Here is an 18,733-nt window from a genome sequence, read left to right on the forward strand (position 1 = left end):
CGGCCCCGGCGTCCGCGCGAGCACCAGCGTTCTCACCCTGGAAAACCGGCCCCACCCGACGGAACGACCGCCCGCCAGTCCGGACCGACCGATCAACCCTCGCCCGACGCGGGATTCGGATGGGGTACTTGGTCGTGCCGTGGCGGCGGAGACGGCGAGGACCACCTCCGCCCGACGCCCTGCGGAACCATGCGGCCCTCGGATCGAGCGCAACCGGCGCCATAGCCAGATGCCTCGGCCGATGCCACCGCTCACGCCGAGCCTGCCGTGCCACCGCTCACGCCGAGCCCGCCGAGCCCGCCGTGCCGCCGCCGCAACGTTTGAGCAGCGCCCGAAGGAAACGCGGAGTGAATGCGCGCTTAAGAGAATGCGTCTCCGAGCGCTCGCACTTCGGCCAGCCGCCCGACTGCGTACTCGTCGTCCCAGCAGACGGCGGCCTCCCACGCGGCCGACGCCTGCGCGGCGATGTCGTGTGCGGTGTCGTCGAGGTCGGCGGCGTTGTCGGGCAGTACCAGGTCGAGATCGGGGACGTCGACGTGCGACTCGTCCCAGTCGATCAGCGCGACCCGCTCCGCGGTCATGCGGACGTTGCCGAGGTTGTTGGAGTCGCCGTGGACGACGCATGTCCGGCGGCCCGCGAGTCGCGCCCACGCTGCCCGGCACCGCGCAACACCTTCCGGGGGCATCGCGCCGAGGTCGATTTTCGTCCCGGTCGCGGCCTGCAGGAGGTCGGTCGACGAACGCCAGCCAGGGCGCTGCGGCCAGCCCCGCGTCAACTGGTGCAGCCGGCGCAGCGTGCCGGCCACCCGGCGCCAGTCGGACTCCGTTTCCGGTGGCCCGCCCTCGACGTAGGTCATCACCACCAGGCCGTCGGCGAACAGTCGGCCGTCCGTTGTCGGGATCGGCTGCGGCACGGTCAGGCCTTCGCGGTCGAGGTATCGGAGGAGCCCGGTCTCCCACGCGAGATCAGCGTCGCTCCGGGCGCCGAGACGGCCGACCGCGAGGCGCCCGTTGACGCGCACACTCCACACGTCGTTGGCGACTCCGCCGGTGAGCGGTTCGAGGCGGGTGACGCCCTCACCCCAGCGCCCGAGTGCCTCCCATCCCACCGGCCACATCCTACGGGGGTTCGCGGCGCCGGCCTTCTCAGAACAGGGCCATCTGGCCCGGTGTCGGATCGCGGCGGGCGGTGAGGCCGCTGCGGAAGACCCACGGGCGCTGTTCGGGGATCGTCTCCTCGACCGCGGGTGCGGCGCCGCCGACGAGCGCCCACAGGGACGGCCCCAGGTTGATGCCGCGGCCCAGCAGGGCGCGGCGCATCGTCAGGTAGTCGAGGGGGAGCCGGGCGTCGGACAGGGGCGGCAGGTCGAGGTCGGCGCGCATGCTCATCAGGCGGCGGTTGCGGTCGACGATCTCGCGGGACTCGGGGGAGAGGAAGTGGCCGGCCGCCAGCTCGCCTACGGCTTCGCGTACGGCTGCGGCCTCCGCCGCGAAGGCGGCGTCGACCGAGCCGAAGTTGTGCAACAGCTTGGCGGCGGTGGTTGCGCCGAAGCGGCGTACGCCGTGCAGGTTGTCGGACGGGTCGCCGCGCAGGGCGGCGAAGTCGCGGTATTGGCCGGGCTGTACGCCGCAGACCGCGTGCAGGCCGTCGGCGTCGATCAGCACGGCTTCGTCGAAGCCGCCGTTGCGGACGCGCAGCACCGAGGTGTTGTCGTCGATGAGGGCGAAGGCGTCGCGGTCGCTGGTCATCAGCACTGACTGCCAGGCGGATCGACGCGCCGAGAAGGCTGCTGAGGCGAGGACGTCGTCCGCCTCGTACGCGGAAGGGACGACCACGCAGACGCCGGCGGCCCGCAGCAGGGCGGGGGCACCGCCGATCTGTTCGGTAAGGTCGGCGGGTTTTTCCGGCCGATGGGCTTTGTAGGCCGGGTAGTCGATGCGTCGAGCCGAGGAGAGCGGGCAGTCGAAGCCGACGATCACCGCATCGGGGTTGAGTGAGGCCGCTGCCCGGGCGAGGTAGCCGACGAGCCCGCGCAGCGCCCAGATCGGACGGCCGTCGTCGGAGAGTTGGCCCTCGGCTGAGCCCGCGTGGTACGCGCGATGGATCAGGCTGTTTCCATCGAGGACCAGCAGCAGAGGCACGGGCGAAGCTTACGCGTGACCCGCCGGGACCATCACTCCCCTGATGGGCCCGGCGGGAACCTGTGCACGTTCACACCGCGCGCTGAGGCGTGGTCTGTACCTAGAAATGTGAACGATCACAACGACGAAGTCAAGAGTGTGAGGGTGACGCGACGCTGTCTCGCACGATCAGCGCGGGAGCGATCGTGCGGCGGGCGTGGTCGCCCGGGCCGTCATTGATCTGCTCCAGCAGCAGCTCGAGGCTGGCCGTCGCCGCCGCGTCGAAATCGGGGCGGATCGTGGTCAGCGGCGGCGTGAAATAGGCCGCCTCGGGCACGTCGTCGAAACCGACGATGCTGACGTCGTCGGGCACCCGGCGGCCGTGCTCGTTGAGCGCGCGCAGCAGCCCCAGGGCGATGTGGTCGTTGGCCGTGAAGACCGCGGTCGCCTCGGGCAGCCGGGCCAGCAGCTGGCCGTTGCGATAGCCGCTGGCCGCGCTCCAGTCGCCGGTCAGCAGCGGCGGCACCTCGACGCCCGCGGCGTGCAGCGCCGCTTCCCAGCCGCGCACCCGGCCGGCCGCGTCGAACCAGTCGGACGGGCCCGAGATGTGCCACACCGTGCGGTGTCCGGCCGCCAGCAGATGCTCGGTCGCCGCCCGCGCGCCCGCCACCTGATCGACGGTGACCAGCGTGCTCGACCGTTCGGGGTCGCCGTCGATCGTCACCAGCGGGATGTCGTCGGGCAGTTGGGCAAGGGCCGGCCCGGCCGAGAAAACCGGCGCGATCACGACCAGGCCGGCCACCCGCTGGTCGAGGTGACGCTCGACCGCGTCGGCGATCGAACGCTCGTCAAGGCTGCGGACGCTGCCCACGTTGACCGCGAAACCGGTGGCCTGCGCGGCCTCCTCGAACGCGGTCAGCATGGACGCCGGGCCGTAGAGCGACGAGTTCTGCGCGACGACCCCGATCACCTTGGAGGTGCCGGTGACCAGGGCCCGCGCGGCACCGTCGGGCCGGTAACCCAGCTCGGCGATGGCCGCCCGGACCTTCAGTCGCGTCTTCTCGCTGACGTTCTTGTGTTCGTTGAGCACGCGGGAGACGGTCTGATGAGAGACCCCCGCAAGCCGGGCGACGTCCATCATGCCCGGCGGCCGACCGCGTTTCCCGTTCACCCGCACCCCGCATCCACCTGTTGCGGGCAGGATATCCCCTTACCGCAGGCCGCCTGCGAGCAGCTGATACGCGGCGTTCCACCGGAGTTCGTTGCGGATGCCGGACGGGGTGCTGCCGGCATCGATCATGACCAGTTCGGTGCGGGTCAGCTCGGCGAACTGGTCGATCGTCGAGGCGTCCAGCGCGGTGCTCAGCACGGTGTGGTGCGGACCCCCGGCCATCAGCCAGCACTCGGCCGAGGTGGGCAGATCGGGCGCGGGCTCCCAGACCGCGCTGGCGACCGGCAGGGCGGACAGTTCCTCGTCCGGCGGAACGACGTTGATGACGTTGCCGACGAGGCGGAAACGGTCGCCCATGTCACACATTCCGACGACCACGCCCGGGCCGGGCGCGGCGGAGAACTTCAGGCGTACGGGGTCCTCGCGGTTGCCGATGCCGAGCGGGTGAATCTCGAGCCGGGGCCGTCCGCCGGCGATCGACGGGCAGACCTCGAGCATGTGCGCGCCGAGGATGCGCTGCGGGCCCGGGCCGAGGTGGTAGGTGTAGTCCTCCATGAACGAGGTGCCGCCGGGCAGGCCGTAGGCGGCCGCCTTCAGGGTGGTCAGCAGCATCGAGGTCTTCCAGTCGCCTTCGCCGCCGAAGCCGTACCCGTCGGCCATCAGGCGCTGCACGGCCAGGCCGGGCAGCTGGCGCAGGCCGCCGAGGTCCTCGAAGTTGGTGGTGAACGCCCGGAACCCGCCGTCGGTCAGGAAGCGGCGCAGGCCGGCCTCGAGCTGGGCGCCGTAGCGCAGCGACTCGTGCTGCTCGCCGCCCTTGACCAGCGACGGTGCGATGTCGTAGAGGTCCGAGTACTCCGCGACGAGCGCGTCGACCTCGGCCGGTGCCACGTCGTCGACCACGGCCACGAGGTCGTTGACCCCGTACGTGTTGACGGAGACCCCGAAGTGCCGCTCGGCCTCGACCTTGTCGCCCTCGGTCACGGCGACGTCCCGCATGTTGTCGCCGAAGCGGGCCAGCCGCAGCGACCTCATGGTGGCGACCGCCATGGCCGCGCGCGCCCACGACCCGATGCGCTGAGCGGTCCGGGGCTCGGACGCGTGCCCGACCACGGTCGTGCGGACGACCCCGAGACGGGACTGGACGTAGCCGAACTCGCGGTCGCCGTGCGCGGCCTGGTTCAGGTTCATGAAGTCCATGTCGATCGTCGACCACGGCAGCGACCGGTGTGCCTGCGTGTGCAGGTGCAGCAGCGGCTTCTGCAGCGCCTCCAGCCCGCTGATCCACATCTTGGCGGGGGAGAACGTGTGCATCCAGGCGATGACGCCCAGGCACGCGTCGTCGGCGTTCGCGGCGATCATGGTGGCCCGGATGCCGGCCGAGTCGGTCAGGACCGGGCGCCAGACGATGCGTACCGGAATGCCGTCGGCGGCTTCGAGCTGCGCGACCACCTCCTGGGACTGCGCGGCGACCTGGGCGAGCGTCTCTTCGCCGTAGAGGCCCTGGCTCCCGGTGAGAAACCAGATCTCGCGGCCGTCGAAAGGGTTCATGATCGTCATCCTGCTTCCGAAAGATTGCCGTAGTAGGCGTCGGGTCCGTGCTTGCGGCTGTAGTGGCGGCGGATCAGATGCTCGGGCGGCGCCGCGGCCGGGTTGAGCCCCAGGGTGCGGAAGGCGATGCCGGCGACCGCCTCGCAGACGATCGCGATGTCGACCGACTTGGCCGCGGTGGCGCCCCAGGTGAACGGGCCGTGGCTGGCGGCGAGCACGGCCGGTACGGAGTCGGGGTCGCCGGCCAGCGTGTCGAGGATCGCCTGGCCGGTGTTGCGCTCGTAGTCGGTCTCGCATTCGGCCGGCGTCAGCTGCCGGGTGACCCGCACCGGGCCGTCGAAGTTGTCGGCGTGGGTGGTGCCCAGCACCGGGATGTCCCGGCCGGCCTGTGCGAACGCGACCGCCTCGGTGGAGTGCGTGTGGGTGATCCCTCCGATCGACTCGAACGCCTGGTAGAGCAAGCGGTGGGTCTCGCTGTCGACCGACGGCTTGAGGTGCCCGCGGACCACGTCACCGGACGCGATGTCGACGATCACCATCGAGTCCTCGGTGAGCTCGTCGTAGGGGACCCCGGACGGCTTGATGACGTAGACGCCCCTCGACCGGTCCACGCCGCTGACGTTGCCCCAGGTCAGTGTCGCCAGTCCGGCGATCGGGATGCGGCGGTTGGCCTCGAGCACGTCGCGGATCAGTTCCCTCACGACAGCGCCTCTCGGCGGATCTTGCGGAGGCGGCGCATGACGTCGTTCCCGTGCCTCCCGAAATAGTCGACGAGTGCGACGTATTCGGCATACAGGGCGTCGTATTTTTCCGCCGCCGCAAGATCGGGTCGCCAGGCGTCCCGGGCCACGCGCCCCATCGCATCGGAGGCCGCTCGAATGTCCGGATATGCCCCGGCCGCCACGGCCGCGTGCAGAGCCGATCCCAGGGCCGGCCCCTGATCCGAGTCGAGCACATGCAGCGGCATCCGGGTCACGTCGGCGTAGATCTGCATGACCAACGGGTTCTTCTGCAGCCCACCGGTCACGATCAGCTCCTCGACCGGGACACCGGAGTTCCGGAACGTTTCAATGATCAGCCGGGTGCCGAAGGCGGTCGCCTCGATCAGCGCCCGATAGCCGTCCTCCGGCTTCGTGGCCAGCGTCTGCCCGATGAACACCCCGGACAGCTCGTGGTCGACCAGCGGCGAGCGGTTGCCGGAGTGCCAGTCGAGGGCGATCAGCCCGTGCGCCCCGACCGGCTGTTCGGCGGCCAACGAAGTGAGCAGTTCGTGAACGCTGACATTGCGGGAAGCGGCCAGGTCGCGGTAGGACGCGGGCACACAGTTGTCGACGAACCACCCGAAGATGTCGCCGACCCCGGACTGCCCGGCCTCGTAACCCCAGAGACCCGGCACGATGCCGCCCTCGACCACCCCGCACATGCCGGGCACCTCGCGCAGCACGTCACTGCTCATCACGTGACAGGTCGACGTGCCCATGATCGCGACCATCCGGCCCGGTCCGACCGCCTGGGCCGGCGGCGCCGAGACATGCGCGTCGACGTTCCCGACCGCGACCACGACGCCCGTGTGCAACCCCATCCACTCCGCGGCCTGCGGCGTCAGCGTCCCCGCCGCCGCACCGAGCTGGCCGATCGGTGTGTCCAGCCTGGTCGCGGCGAAGTCGGCGAAGGCCGGGTTCAGGTCGGCGAAATAGGCCTCCGACGGATAGGAGCCGTCGACGAACTGCCCCTTGTAACCGGCGGTGCAGGCATTGCGGACGTAGACCCCGGTCATCTGCCACACGATCCAGTCGGCGGCCTCGACCCAATGCCGGGTCGCGGCCCAGACGGACGGGTCCTCCTCGAGCACCTGGAGCGCCTTCGCGATCTCCCACTCGCTCGAGATCATCCCGCCGAACCGCCGCAGCCACGGCTCGCCGCGCTTCGCGGCGAGCTCGGTCACCCGATCAGCCTGCGGCTGGGCGGCATGGTGCTTCCAGAGCTTCACGTACGCGTGTGGACGGTCGGCAAACTCAGGCAGGTCGCTCAGCGGAGTGCCGTCATCGGCGGTCGGCAGCACCGTGCACGCGGTGAAGTCGGTCGCCACCCCGATCACGTCGGCCGGATCGGCCCCGGCCGCCTGCAGCGCGGCCGGCACGGCGGTCTTGAGAACCTCGATGTAGTCGCCGGGAGCCTGCAGCGCCCAATCCGGCGGTAGCGCCCGATCGGGACGGTCGGGCAGGTGCCGATCCAGCACCCCATGGGCGTACGTGTGGACCGCGGAACCGAGTTCGGCCCCGTCCCGCACCCGCACCACCACGGCGCGGCCGGACAGGGTCCCGAAGTCGATTCCGACGACGAGATCGGTCATGAGGCTCTCCTTGTTGAAACGGTGTCGCGCCGGACCAGCGCCGGCTCCACCAGCACGGACTCGGTGGATCGCGACCCGCTGCTGAGCTGGTCCAGCAGCAGGCGCAGGGACTCCCGGCCGACCTCGGCGAACTCCTGCCGGACGGTGGTCAGCGCGGGATGGAAGTACGCGGCCTCCGGCACGTCGTCGAACCCGACGATGCTGACGTCCTCGGGCACCCGGCGGCCGTGCTCGGTGAGTGCCCGCATGACCCCGAGCGCCACGTGGTCGTTGGTCGCGAAGATCGCCGTGCAGTCGGGGATGCGGGCCAGCATCCGGCCGCACTGGTAGCCGGACGCCGCCGACCACCCGGCCCGGGTCATCGGCGGCGCTTCCCGTCCCGCCTCGGCGAGCGCGGTCCGCCAGCCCTGCTCGCGGGCCCGGCTGCCGTGCCACTGCTCGGGGCCGGCCACGTGCCAGACCGTGTGGTGGCCGGCGTCCAGCAGCGCCTTGGTCGCCAGGGCGCCGCCCGCGTACTGATCGACGGAGACGTTGGCGCACTTCCACTCGGGAAGCCCGTCCACCGTCACGATCGGTATGCCGGGCGGCACCACCTGCATGGCTTCCGCCGCCGCGTCGACCGGCGCGATGAACACCAGGCCCGCCGCGCCCTGCTGCACCAGCCGCTCGACGATCCGCCGGGACGCCGTGGTGGCGTCGTACCCGGCGACGTGCCCGACCGTGAGCGACAGGTCGGCGCCCAGCGCCGCCTCGCCGATCGCCTGGACCATGCTCGACGGCCCGTAGAGCGTGGTGTTCTGGGCGACGACGCCGACCACGTTGGAGCGGCCGGTCGCCAGCACCCGGGCCGACAGGTTACGCCGGTAGCCGAGTTCGGCGATCGCGGCGAGCACCCGGGTGCGGGTGGTCGCCGAGACGTGCGGGTGGCCGTTGAGCACCCGGGAGACGGTCTGATGCGACACCCCGGCCCGGGCCGCGACGTCGGACATCACCGGCCCCCGGATCGGTGGCGGCAGCGATGGGCCGGCGCTCATGCGTCGGCCGACGATGCTCGGCGACTGAGGATCGCCTGGACGATGACCACGACCAGCAGGAAGCCTCCGGAGACCACCTGCTGAACGTACGAGTTGAGGTTGGCTCCCTGCACGATCAGGTTCTGGATGACGAACAGCAGCAGAATCCCGGCGAGCGTGCCCACCATCGACCCGACCCCGCCGGCGAGCAGCGTCCCGCCGATCACGACCGCGGCGATCGCCTGCAGCTCGTACGAGTCACCGATGCGTGCCTCCTGGCCGCCAGCGGAGAGCGCGGTGGTCAGGATGCCGGCGAGGCCCGCGCAGAGGCCACTCACGACGTACACGATGGTCGTCGTCCGCTTGACCGGGAGGCCCATCAGCTCGGCCGCCGACTCGTTGCCGCCGACCGCCTGCACCGACTGGCCGAAGGCCGTACGGTTGAGCACCCACCAGCCGATCGCGAAGACCACCAGCATGATCCACACCGGGGTACCGACGGTGGCCAGCTTGCCGGTGCCGAGCGTCTCGAAGGCCCGGAAGCCGGCGATCTGCGGGTGGTCGTTGCCCTCGTGGGTGATGTAGTAGACCACCCCGCGGATGCCGGTGAGCCCGGCCAGCGTGACGATGAACGGCGGCAGCTGCAACCAGGACACGATCACGCCCTGCACCAGCCCGACGAACCCGCAGATGACCAGCGCACCGGCGATCGCGGCGAACGAGCCGTGCTGGGCGAAGTCGGCGCTGAGGATGACCGCCAGCGCGTACGTCGAGCCGACCGACAGGTCGATGCCGCCGCTGATGATCACGAAGGTCATCCCGGCCGCGATGATGCCGATGAACGAGGCCGCCAGCGCCACGTTCCGCAGGTTGTCCGGCTTGCCGAAGGTGGGCACCAGGATCGTGCCCAGGACGACGACCAGCACCAGCACGGCCACCGCGCCGTTGCGGGAGATCAGCGACGTCAGCGCCCGGGCCCGGGCGCGGGCGGCCTCCCGGCCGCCGTGGTCGGCGGCGACCGCCACCGGAGTTTCGCTAGTCGCGGCGCGCGTCACCTTGAACCCCTTGTCGGACGCTGGATGTAGACGGCAGCGATGATGATCACTGCCTCGACCATGCGGGCGACCGAGTCGGGCGCGTTGTGCGACACGAGCGTGGTCTCCAGCAGCTGGATGAGGATCGCGCCGGTGACCGTGCCGAGCACCCGCACGCGGCCGCCGTTGAGCGCCGTGCCGCCGACCACCACCGCGGTGATCGCGCTGAGCTCGTAGAGCAGGCCGATGTAGGACGGGTCGCTGGCCCGCAGCCGGGCCGTCGCGATCACGCCGGCCACCGCGGCCAGCATGCCGGAGAGCGCGTAGACGGTGATCAGGGTGCGCTTGACCGGAAGGCCGGCCAGCACACTCGCGCGCCGGTTGCCGCCGATGGCGAGCAGGCGGTAACCGAAGGCGGTCCTCCGGACCAGGAACGAGACGATCACCGCCAGCAGGGCGGCGACGATCATGACGTACGGGATGCCGAGGAACTTCCCGAGCCGCACCTGGGCGAAGAACGGCACGAACAGCTCGACCAGCGCGCCCCCGGTGATGACCAGGGCGATGCCGCGGCCGGCCACCAGGACGCCGAGCGTGGCGACGATCGGCTGCACCCGGGCGACCGCCACGACCACGCCGTTGAACACACCGACCAGCAGGCCGGCGAGCACCGCCACCACGATCGCGGCCGCGATCGGGGCGCCGAAGCCGCCCTGGCTCGGGGCGATGACCGCCTTGGCCAGCACCGCGCTCGCGATCGCCATCGTGGTGCCGACCGACAGGTCGACACCGCCGGTGCCGATCACCATGGCCATCCCGAGCGAGACGATGATGACCGGCGGGAGCTGCGAGAACAGCAGCTGAAGCGTGTCGACCGTGACGAAGTTCGTCGTCGCGGTCACGTTGTAGACGACCAGGATCAGCAGTGCCAGGTAGACGCCGTGTTCCCTGATCCACGTGCTCACGGCCGTACGGTCATTGAATCTGACCTTTTCCAGGACCGTCATTTCTCGGTCACCGCCTCTTCGGCCTCGACCCGCTCGGCGGCCGCGTCGGCGATCAGGTCCATGATGGCGTCCTCGGTGATGTCGTCGCCGACGAGCCGGCCGAGCTGGGTGCCGTCGCGCAGCACCACCACGGTGTCCGACCCCTCGACCACCTCCTCGAGCTCGCTGGAGATGAGCACCACGGCCATGCCTTTCTCGGCCAGCTCGGCGATCAGGGCCTGCACCTCGGCCTTGGCGCCGACGTCGATGCCCCGGGTCGGCTCGTCGAGCAGCAGCACCCGCGGGTTGAGGCAGAGGAGGCGGGCCAGCAGCACCTTCTGCTGGTTGCCGCCGGAGAGCTCGGCGACCCGCTGATGGGGACCGGACGCCTTGATCCGCAGCCGGTCCATGAAGGTCTTCACGATGTCGTCGACCCGCTTGCGCGAGACCAGCCCGGCCTTGGTGAGCTGGGGGAGCGCGGCCAGGCCGATGTTGTCGCGGATCGACATGCCGGGGATGATCCCCTCGGCCTTGCGGTCCTCCGGGAGCATCGCGATGCGGTGCTCGATGCGCGACGCCGGGGTCTGCCGGCGCAGCTCGGTGCCGTCGACCTCGATCGTCCCCCCGTCCAACGGCAGCGCCCCGAAGATCGCTTTTGCGGTCTCGCTGCGGCCCGAGCCGAGCAGGCCGGCCAGACCGACGACCTCGCCCGGCCGCACGACGACCGAAACGTCTTCCAGGATCAGTCGCCTCGTCATGTGTTCGGCCTTGAGCACCGGTTCCGCTTCGGTCTGGGCCTGCCTCGCTGCCAAGCGCGTCCGGTTGCCCTCGTCCAGCTCGGCCGCGTCCCGGCCCAGCATGCGGGCGATCAGCTGGCGGCGGGTCAGTTCGGCGGTCGGGCCGGTCGAGACCAGCTTGCCGTCCCGCAGCACGGTGACCGTGTCGCAGGCCCGGAAGATCTCGTCCAGCTTGTGCGACACGTAGACCACGGCGACGCCCTGCTCCTTGAGCAGGGCGACCACCTCGAGCAGCCGGTCGACCTCGCGCGGTTCGAGCGAACTCGTCGGCTCGTCCATGATCACGACGCCGGCGTCGGCCTCGATCGCCCGCGCGATCGCGACCATCTGCTGGATGCCGAGGCCCAGCTCGCCGAGCGGGCGCCGGACGTCGGCCACGATGCCGTAGCGCTTCAGCGCCTCTTCGGATTCCTTGATCATTTTGCGGAGGTCGAGCGCCACGCCGAAGCGGGTCGGCTCGCGGCCCAGGAAGAAGTTGCGGGCCACGCTCAGCTGCGGAGCGAGGTGCACCTCCTGGTAGATCGTCGCGATCCCGGCCTGCTGGGCGCTGCGAGGCGAGGCGAACGCGACGTCCTCACCCCGCAGCCGTACCTGCCCGCTGTCCAGCGGGTACACGCCGGTGATCAGCTTGATCAGCGTCGACTTCCCGGCCCCGTTCTCGCCCACCAGCGCGTGTACGGACCCGGCGTGCAGCTCGATCGAGACGTCCTCGAGCGCCCGCACACCGGCGAACCGTTTACTGGCCGACGTGACCGCCAATACCGGCGTGGTCATCTCAGTACGCCGTCCCCGAGGAGATGGCCTGCTGGGCGTTCGACTTGTCGTACTGGTTGTCGGTCGTGATCGTGACCGCCGGGGCACCGTCGCCGTTCACGTACGCCTCGAGCGCGGTCTGCGCGGCCGGTCCGAACGCCGGGTTCGACTCGATCACCGCGTCGAAGTTGCCGTCCACGATCGCCTGCACGGCGCCCTTGGTGCCGTCGATCGACACGATGTGCACCTTGCCGGTGCCGGACTTGCCGGCGTCGTCGAGCGCGGCCAGCGCGCCCAGGCCCATCTCGTCGTTCTCGGCGTAGATGGCGTTGACGTCCGGGTGTGCCCGCAGCAGCGTCTCGGTGACGCTCTTGCCGTCCTCCCGGGTGAAGTTACCGGTCTGCTGGAAGATCACCTTGATGCCGCTGGCGTTCTTCTGCTTGAGCTCGTCGAGGAAGCCGGCCGTACGGTCGTCGGTCACGTTGACGCCCGGGGCACCGAGCAGAATGGCCAGGTTGGCCGTCCCGCCGGTCGCCTTGATCATGGCGTCGGCGGCGCGCCGGCCCTGCTCGACGAAGTCGGATCCGAGCTGCGGGCCGACGTCCTTGCAGCCCTGCACGCCGGTGATGTTCCGGTCGACCGGCACCATCGCGACGTGCTTCGACTTGGCGTAGGCGATCGCGTCACCGAGGCCGGTCGAGTTGATCGGCGAGAAGATGATCGCCTTCGCGCCCTTGTCGATCATGCCCTTGATGTCGCTGTTCTCCTGCTGCACGTTCGACTGGGCGTTCGTGGTGAGCAGCTTCCAGCCCTTCGACTTCGCGGTCTCGACCTGGGACTTGGTCGACGCGATGCGGAACGGGTTGGCCTCCTTCTCGGACTGCGCCCAGCCGATCGTGTCCTTCTTGAAGTCGATCTTGCCGATGCCGAGGTCGGCACCCTTGCAGACCGGGCCGTACTGCGCCTCGACGCCGGTCGGCTTGGGGGTGGAGAGCAGCTCGGTGCCGCCGGCCGCGGTGATCGCGGCGGGGACGCCGTTGGTGGCGGCACCGAGCGTGGTGGACACGGGAGCGGGGGAGCTGTCACCGCCGTTCGAACCGGAACCGGTGGTCGTCCCGGTGCTGCAGGCGGTCAGGAGAGCAGCCGTGGTGATGGCGGCGGCCGCGGCGGTGGATCTGCGACTTGCCTTCATGTCATCTGGTCCTTTGCAGTTGTCTAATCGTCAGCGGGGAGCGCGTGACTCACGAGGCAGCCGATCGATGGTGGGTGATCGCCCGCGTCCAAATTGTGAACGCAAACATGCGCGGCCCGACAACACGGTGTCAACCCCTCAGCTCAGCGCCGTTACTCGTTCGTGACGAAACCCCGCGGCAGTCCTGACGTGGAAAAACCCTAGTTCGTCGGCGTTAGCCGAGGTGACGCACGGTATCCTAGGTGTATCGCGGGCGTTTCCGGCTAGTTGATCAAGCGGGCGGCGGTCAAGGGCGGGTTGTTAACGATCTCAGCAGATCAACTGGACGGACCGGCCTCCGGTCGTGCGCGGGCTCGAGCGGGACAACACGCAGCGTGATCGGCGCGGCGGCGGCCGCCGTTTCCGAAATGGCACGGACGAGGGCGCGAAAGCGTCAAGTCGTGCGGGTTCAAGGCAACGGGCTCGGCTCAATTGCGGGATCGCAATGCGTTCTCCTGCGCGCGGTGAAGCTGCGTTCTCCTGCGCGCGGTGAATCGCCTGCGGGCGGTGAAAGCGTTCTTCTGCGCGGTGAAATTCGTACTCTCGCGCGCCAGGTCCGGTACGCCGCCCGACCCGGCCGTTCGCCTGGGTGAGCGCCCGCAGCTGATCCTGGCAGCGCCGGACCCGGCGCAGCGCCGGACCCGGCGCAGCGCCGCCGCAAACAACCGCAGGGTCACCCAATCGCGGTCGCCGCCGTGGCTTCCCCGGGCCGGCCGCTGCTCGACCCCGGTGACCCTGGCCGCGGTGTCACCCTGGCCGCCGTTCATCCCCAGGTCGCCGTTTGATCGATCCCCGGCCGCTGCTCGGCCCCGGCGACCGCGATCGCCGTTTCAGCCCCGAAGCCGTTTCATCCCAGGCCGCCGTGTGATCCCTGGCCGGTCCTCGACGTTGGCGACCGCGACCCCCGCTTGACCCCGGCCGCAGCTTGACCCCGGTCGCTGCTTGTCCCTGGCCGCTGCGCCGAGCGAGCCGGGCCAAGCTCGATCAGGCGGGACTCTTGACGGCCGTCTGCGCCTCGACCGGTGGGGCGCTATGGGACCAGTTCGCCACCTGATCGAGGAGATGGCGAAAGGCTGCACGGAGGGAACTCGGTTGGCTCGGCCCGAGCCGGCTGGGGCCAGCGTGACTGAGCGCGGGCCGGCGGTCCGGTTGAGTCAGAGTCCATGCCTACGGCGGGAGCGGAAGCCGTGGGTATGGCTGAGCTCGAGTGGATCGGTGTGCCGGCGCGGCCGCCGGCGCCGGAGGGGCCGGAGCCCGCCGACCGATATGAAGCACGAATATACCTATCTCAACGGCGCTGGCGAGTGGTCAAATTGGTAGTTCGACCGGCGCGTCGAGAATGATCCAGCGTGCCTCGCGCTCGCGAATTCCCGAATTACCAAAACGGTGGACGGCTCGAATTCTTTCGCCTCGACCGGTGACGCTCGGTGGTTCCGTCGATGCGTAGTCAGCCCGCCGGAAGACTCACTCCGCGGGGATGGCCACCGCGTAGAAGCGGGCCGTAGCCGGCACCTTCGTCTCGGGCCACTCCATCGCCGCCAAGGCCTGGGAGGCTGCCGGGTCGAGCACCCCGTTGACCCGCACTTCGCCGGTCGTCTCGGTGGAGGTCTTGTGCAGGTAGACCTTGATGCCGTTGTGGCGGCCCCGGGCCAGCGTCAACCTCAGCTCACCCAACACGCCTCGCGACCCCAGTGCCTCCCGCAAAGCCACCGCCTCGGTGCCGTAGCCCATCACGTCCGAGACCACCGAGCGCCACCCCGGAACGCCGCCCGGATCGGACGGCCCTCGCCGGTGGGCGGCCGGCGCGCTGCCCGGCGCGACCAGCTCCCGGAAGCACGCCGCCGATGTCTGCGCCCACACGTCGACCACCTGCGCCACCGCGTCGGAGAGTGGCCCCGTCCCGCTGATGCAGTCGGCGATCACGGCGGACGAGTGCAGTGTGAAGCCGATGTCGAAGTGGCTCGGCCGGCCGGTGTGGTTGGGCAGTGCCAGCCATGACCAGCCCCGACCTTCCAGCACGCCGTGATCGACCCGGCTGCCGGCCGCCACCGCCGGCGCGATCTCGCGGAGGCGCGCCCGCAGCAGATCCATCAGCTGGTCGTCGCTGGGACGGCCGGCCGCCGGATGCCAAGGGCGTGGGCGCTCGGGGAACACCGCAGAACCGTAACTGATCTTCGTGACAATCGGCCAACTGGTTGCCAGTTCGTCGTTCCACTCGGTGGACGCCCGGTTGACGTTCCCTCTCAGCCAACCACGGTGTGGGTTAGCTACTCACTATATGGATGGAGGGTGTGATGACGAACGCGAGCGGGCCGCTTACCGGCCTCCGCGTCCTCGAGCTCGGCACCTTCATCGCTGCGCCGACGGCCGGCCGGCTGCTGGCCGACTTCGGGGCCGAGGTGATCAAGGCCGAGCGGCCGGCCACCGGCGACGAGCTACGCCGATGGCGGCTGCACGGCGGTGACACCTCGCTGCTCTTCCGCAGGCTCAACCGCAACAAGCGCTCGATCGCCATCGATCGCGCGAGCCGGCCGGCCGTGACCTGGCGCTCTCGCTGGCCGCGCGCAGCGACGTGGTGTTGGAAAACTTCCGGCCGGGCACGCTGGAGCGCTGGGGCCTCGGACCCGACGAGATCAAACGGGTCAACCGGAGGGTGGTGCTGGTGCGCATCTCGGGGTACGGCCCGACCGGCCCCTACCGCGACCGCCCCGGCTTCGGCGGCGCATCTATTCCTTGATGGAGTCGCTCGTTCCCGACTACGAGGTGTTCAGCATCCAGCCCCGGCGCAGCGGCAGCGGCCTGCCCGGGGTCGCGCCGTCCGGCACCTACCGCTGCGCCGACGACGGCTGGGCCGTGATCAGCGGCAACGGCGACGCCATCTTCCGCCGCCTGATGCACCTGGCGGGCCGTGACGACCTGGCGCAGCACCCCGAATTGGACGACAACGCGGGGCCGGGTCGCCCACCAGGAGAAGATCGATGCGGCGATCGGGGCCTGGACCGGGAGGCACCCACTCGACGAGGTGCTGACCGCCCTCGACCACGCGGGCGTGCCGGCCGGCCCGATCTACACCGCGGCCGACATCGTCAAGGACCCGCACTACGCGGCTCGCGGCATGCTCGAAACCCACCGGACCGGGTCGGGGGACGCGAAGTTCCCGGGCATCGTGCCCCGGCTCGAGCAGCATCCCGGCGCCACCCGCTGGCTCGGCCCGGACCTGGGCGCCGACACCGACCACATCCTCGACGGTCTCGGCCTCAGCCGGCACCAGAAGGCCCAGCTCAGGCCGGGCGGGGTGGTCGAATGAGTTCCCCGGTCAAGCAGGTCGCCATCACCGAGGTGCTTCTGCGCGACGGCTTCCAGATCGAGCCCACCGTCATCCCGCCCGCCGACAAGGTCCATCTCGGACGCGGCCCGCTCGACGCGGGCCTCGCCGCCCTGGAGGCGGTCGCCTTCGTCAGTCCGGAGAAGGTCCCGGCGATGGCCGACACGGCCGAGGTGGTGGGCCCGCTGAGGGCGCTGGCTCCGGGCCTGGGGCGCCCCGGGCGCGCAGCGTGGCGACCGGCGGCCAGACTGGTGCGGTGGATTCCTGGGAAACGGTTTTCCTCGCCCGGCATGCGCAGACCGAGTGGAACGTGCAGCGACGCCGTCAGGGGCGCCTCGACTCGCCGCTCACGGCGTACGGCCGCAGGGAAACCCGCCGCCATGCGGCGGCCTTGAAACCGATGGCCATCGATGCGATTTTCGCAAGCCCGCTCGGGCGTACGCGCGAGACCGCGCGCATTTTCGGCGAAACCCTCGCCCTGGAACCCGTGATCGTCGACGATCTGGCCGAGCTTGACCACGGCGCCTTCACCGGCCTGACCAACGACGAGGTCGACGCCCGTTTCCCGGGGGAGCGCACGAGGCGGGCGGCCGGCAAGTACGAGTACCGCTTCCCGGGCGGCGAGAGCTACGCCGACGCCGACATCCGCGTCGGCCGGGCGCTCAGCAGGATCACGGGCCGCCGCCCGCTGCTGGTCGCCCACGAGATGGTCGGCCGCATGCTGCTGCGCCACCTGCTCGGCCTCGACCCGGCCGTCGCCCTGGCCCGCACGATCCCGCACGAGGTGGTCATCGAGATCGATCCCGGTGCGGGCCTCTGCCGCGAGGTCTAGGGGTCTGTCCTGCCGGTCACGCGGGAGCGAGGCGAGGTCCAGGTGGTGTCTGACGTCGAGCGCGACGCGCCCGCATCCCGGTGTTGGATGCTGGCGTGGCGCGGCCGCCGTCAGGCGCCGGCTGGGCCACGCCGCAGCCCCTCGTAACCGGCAGGACAGACCCTAAGCCGGGCCGACCGCGTCGGCGTAGTAGAGGGATTCCTCCAGGTGGAAGGCGATCTGCCGCACCGACCAGGCGTCGTCGTCGCGCTGGTCGAGCCGGGCGTTCGGGAGCAGCCGGAGCCGTACCTCGAAGATCTGCGCGAGGCGGGTCAGCCGGCTGCGCGCCTCGTCCAGGTCGTCGCTGGTGAACGGCGCCAGGTCGGCGGGCGTCGTGACCGCGGAGGCGTGCCACCGGTCCGGGATGGTGGTCACGCCGGCGAGACGCGCCTCGATCTCGGCGAGGTGGTCGATGAGATGGTCGGTGACCCGCCGGATCGCCTTGTGCGGCGTATAGATCCGGTCGTCGGCCGCCAGCGGCCGGCCATCCCATCGCGTCCACGTCTCGGCCAGCGCGAGCACCTGACGAACCATGCCGGTCACCACGTCGGCGGGGTGGCGCGCGTCGGTCGCGGGAGTTTCAGACATGCCGGGAGGCTATCCGGACCCCCCGACAGTTTTCGGCGGTCAGCGGGTCGCGGCGCCACCCGGTATCCACGCCCCGGGCGGATGCTCGGGGGCCGCCAGGTCGGCCACCACCCCGAAATGATCGCTGGCCCACACTCCGTCCACCGGCTCGTCGAAGGCCAGGCGGCAGTCCGCCACCTCGAGGGTCGGCCCGTGGATCCCGGAGCGGACCATGACGTAGTCGATCCGGCGGCCCAGCTCCAGCGACATCTCACCGGCCCGTTCCAACGGATTCGCCGGCGTGAACGTGTGCCCGGGATCGGCCGGGTGCACCGCTTCCCAGGCATCTCGATAGGCGACGCTCGTGCCGTGCAGAGACTGTTTCCCGGTCCAGAACCGTATGCCGGCCGAGTCGGGGGTGTCGTCGAAGTCCCCGGCCAGCACCACGTGCATGCGGCGACCCGCGACCAGTTCTTCGACGAAGCGAGCGCAGGCGACGGCTTGCCGCTCACGTTCGACTGCGTAACCGAGCTGCCAGGCCGGCTTGTGGTGGACGAACAACACGGTACCGATCGGTTGCGGCACCTCGATCTCAGCGGCCACGGCCGCGCTCCACGGCAGGTCGGCCCGGTCAGTGATGCGCAGGTCCAGCTCGTGCACCGCACCGACGGGCCACCGGCTCCCGAGGGCCGCGCCGACACCGTCGCTGGACTGCCGGGAGTGGTGAACGACGTGGTAGGACGGGCCGAGCAGTTCCCGGACGTGGTCGTAACCGGCGCCTCGTGCCGCCTCCTGCAGGGCGATCAGGTCGGGCCGCAACCGTGCGATCCCCGCCCGGAACACCGGACACCGCCGGTCCCAGCCGGCGTGGTCCGGCGAGAGCAGATTGACCGTCATGACCCTCATGGGTGTGTATACCTGCGCGCGGACCGCTGAAACGTTCGTCTGTTCTAGCCTGCTGGC

At 70.5% G+C, this 18,733-nt stretch carries 17 protein-coding genes and 2 pseudogenes; 4 read left to right on the top strand and 15 right to left on the bottom strand.

The window, feature by feature from the left end; all coding sequences use genetic code 11:
• Window positions 1-359: 359 nt before the first annotated feature.
• The 13 genes from ACIA5C_RS44560 to ACIA5C_RS44620 all read right to left on the bottom strand — a co-directional run bounded on the left by ACIA5C_RS44560 (window position 360) and on the right by ACIA5C_RS44620 (window position 15,161).
• Window positions 360-1,109, bottom strand: coding sequence for a phosphotransferase enzyme family protein (locus ACIA5C_RS44560; protein ID WP_396066579.1), 750 nt, complete (start codon window positions 1,107-1,109; stop codon window positions 360-362).
• Between the two features lie 37 nt (window positions 1,110-1,146).
• On the bottom strand, window positions 1,147-2,142 hold the full coding sequence (locus tag ACIA5C_RS44565; RefSeq protein ID WP_396066581.1) for a 5'-3' exonuclease H3TH domain-containing protein: 996 nt from the start codon (window positions 2,140-2,142) through the stop codon (window positions 1,147-1,149).
• Window positions 2,143-2,272: 130 nt separating this feature from the next.
• On the bottom strand, window positions 2,273-3,262 hold the full coding sequence (locus ACIA5C_RS44570) for a LacI family DNA-binding transcriptional regulator (protein WP_396066678.1): 990 nt from the start codon (window positions 3,260-3,262) through the stop codon (window positions 2,273-2,275).
• Window positions 3,263-3,331: 69 nt separating this feature from the next.
• The gene (araA, locus tag ACIA5C_RS44575) at window positions 3,332-4,840 is read right to left on the bottom strand and encodes an L-arabinose isomerase (protein WP_396066583.1); all 1,509 of its coding nucleotides are present in this window, start codon (window positions 4,838-4,840) and stop codon (window positions 3,332-3,334) included.
• A gap of 5 nt (window positions 4,841-4,845) precedes the next feature.
• Complete coding sequence (gene araD, locus ACIA5C_RS44580; RefSeq protein ID WP_396066585.1) at window positions 4,846-5,541, bottom strand: L-ribulose-5-phosphate 4-epimerase AraD; 696 nt, start codon at window positions 5,539-5,541, stop codon at window positions 4,846-4,848.
• Window positions 5,538-7,193: a ribulokinase gene (gene araB / locus ACIA5C_RS44585; RefSeq protein ID WP_396066587.1), complete on the bottom strand. Its 1,656-nt coding sequence runs from the start codon at window positions 7,191-7,193 to the stop codon at window positions 5,538-5,540. Before araB ends, araD begins: the two co-directional genes overlap by 4 nt.
• Window positions 7,190-8,182 carry a LacI family DNA-binding transcriptional regulator gene (locus tag ACIA5C_RS44590; RefSeq protein WP_396066680.1) on the bottom strand — a complete coding sequence of 331 codons (993 nt, stop codon included), beginning with the start codon at window positions 8,180-8,182 and terminating at the stop codon, window positions 7,190-7,192. Before ACIA5C_RS44590 ends, araB begins: the two co-directional genes overlap by 4 nt.
• A 41-nt stretch (window positions 8,183-8,223) precedes the next feature.
• Entirely contained in the window at window positions 8,224-9,261 is a 1,038-nt protein-coding gene (locus tag ACIA5C_RS44595) for an ABC transporter permease (RefSeq protein WP_396066589.1), read from the bottom strand.
• A complete protein-coding gene (locus ACIA5C_RS44600; RefSeq protein ID WP_396066591.1) occupies window positions 9,258-10,205 on the bottom strand; it encodes an ABC transporter permease in 948 nt (315 codons plus the stop codon). Before ACIA5C_RS44600 ends, ACIA5C_RS44595 begins: the two co-directional genes overlap by 4 nt.
• Before the next feature lie 38 nt (window positions 10,206-10,243).
• Window positions 10,244-11,797: a sugar ABC transporter ATP-binding protein gene (locus ACIA5C_RS44605; protein ID WP_396066593.1), complete on the bottom strand. Its 1,554-nt coding sequence runs from the start codon at window positions 11,795-11,797 to the stop codon at window positions 10,244-10,246.
• A gap of 1 nt (window position 11,798) precedes the next feature.
• On the bottom strand, window positions 11,799-12,968 hold the full coding sequence (locus ACIA5C_RS44610; RefSeq protein ID WP_396066596.1) for a substrate-binding domain-containing protein: 1,170 nt from the start codon (window positions 12,966-12,968) through the stop codon (window positions 11,799-11,801).
• A 467-nt stretch (window positions 12,969-13,435) separates the two neighbouring features.
• The gene (locus tag ACIA5C_RS44615; RefSeq protein WP_396066599.1) at window positions 13,436-13,774 is read right to left on the bottom strand and encodes a hypothetical protein; all 339 of its coding nucleotides are present in this window, start codon (window positions 13,772-13,774) and stop codon (window positions 13,436-13,438) included.
• A gap of 697 nt (window positions 13,775-14,471) precedes the next feature.
• The gene (locus tag ACIA5C_RS44620; protein WP_396066601.1) at window positions 14,472-15,161 is read right to left on the bottom strand and encodes a DUF6348 family protein; all 690 of its coding nucleotides are present in this window, start codon (window positions 15,159-15,161) and stop codon (window positions 14,472-14,474) included.
• A gap of 140 nt (window positions 15,162-15,301) precedes the next feature.
• On the opposite strand from ACIA5C_RS44620, the pseudogene ACIA5C_RS44625 reads away from it, so the two are divergent.
• The 4 genes and pseudogenes from ACIA5C_RS44625 to ACIA5C_RS44640 all read left to right on the top strand — a co-directional run bounded on the left by ACIA5C_RS44625 (window position 15,302) and on the right by ACIA5C_RS44640 (window position 17,164).
• Window positions 15,302-15,744: pseudogene (locus ACIA5C_RS44625) on the top strand (CoA transferase).
• Window positions 15,744-15,860, top strand: a pseudogene (locus tag ACIA5C_RS44630) (hypothetical protein); the annotation flags it as partial. The pseudogenes ACIA5C_RS44625 and ACIA5C_RS44630, both read left to right, overlap by 1 nt.
• Window positions 15,861-15,915: 55 nt before the next feature.
• Window positions 15,916-16,314: a CoA transferase gene (locus ACIA5C_RS44635; protein WP_396066603.1), complete on the top strand. Its 399-nt coding sequence runs from the start codon at window positions 15,916-15,918 to the stop codon at window positions 16,312-16,314.
• Between the two features lie 274 nt (window positions 16,315-16,588).
• Window positions 16,589-17,164, top strand: coding sequence for a histidine phosphatase family protein (locus tag ACIA5C_RS44640; RefSeq protein WP_396066605.1), 576 nt, complete (start codon window positions 16,589-16,591; stop codon window positions 17,162-17,164).
• Window positions 17,165-17,326: 162 nt separating this feature from the next.
• Here ACIA5C_RS44640 and ACIA5C_RS44645 read toward each other — a convergent pair whose 3' ends face one another.
• Together ACIA5C_RS44645 and ACIA5C_RS44650 are read right to left on the bottom strand one after the other, a co-directional pair.
• Window positions 17,327-17,791: a hypothetical protein gene (locus ACIA5C_RS44645; RefSeq protein WP_396066607.1), complete on the bottom strand. Its 465-nt coding sequence runs from the start codon at window positions 17,789-17,791 to the stop codon at window positions 17,327-17,329.
• A gap of 39 nt (window positions 17,792-17,830) precedes the next feature.
• A complete protein-coding gene (locus ACIA5C_RS44650; protein WP_396066609.1) occupies window positions 17,831-18,667 on the bottom strand; it encodes an endonuclease/exonuclease/phosphatase family protein in 837 nt (278 codons plus the stop codon).
• Window positions 18,668-18,733 lie beyond the last annotated feature (66 nt).

The sequence above is a fragment of the Actinoplanes sp. NPDC051343 genome (genome assembly GCF_044455125.1).
GTDB lineage: Bacteria > Actinomycetota > Actinomycetes > Mycobacteriales > Micromonosporaceae > Actinoplanes.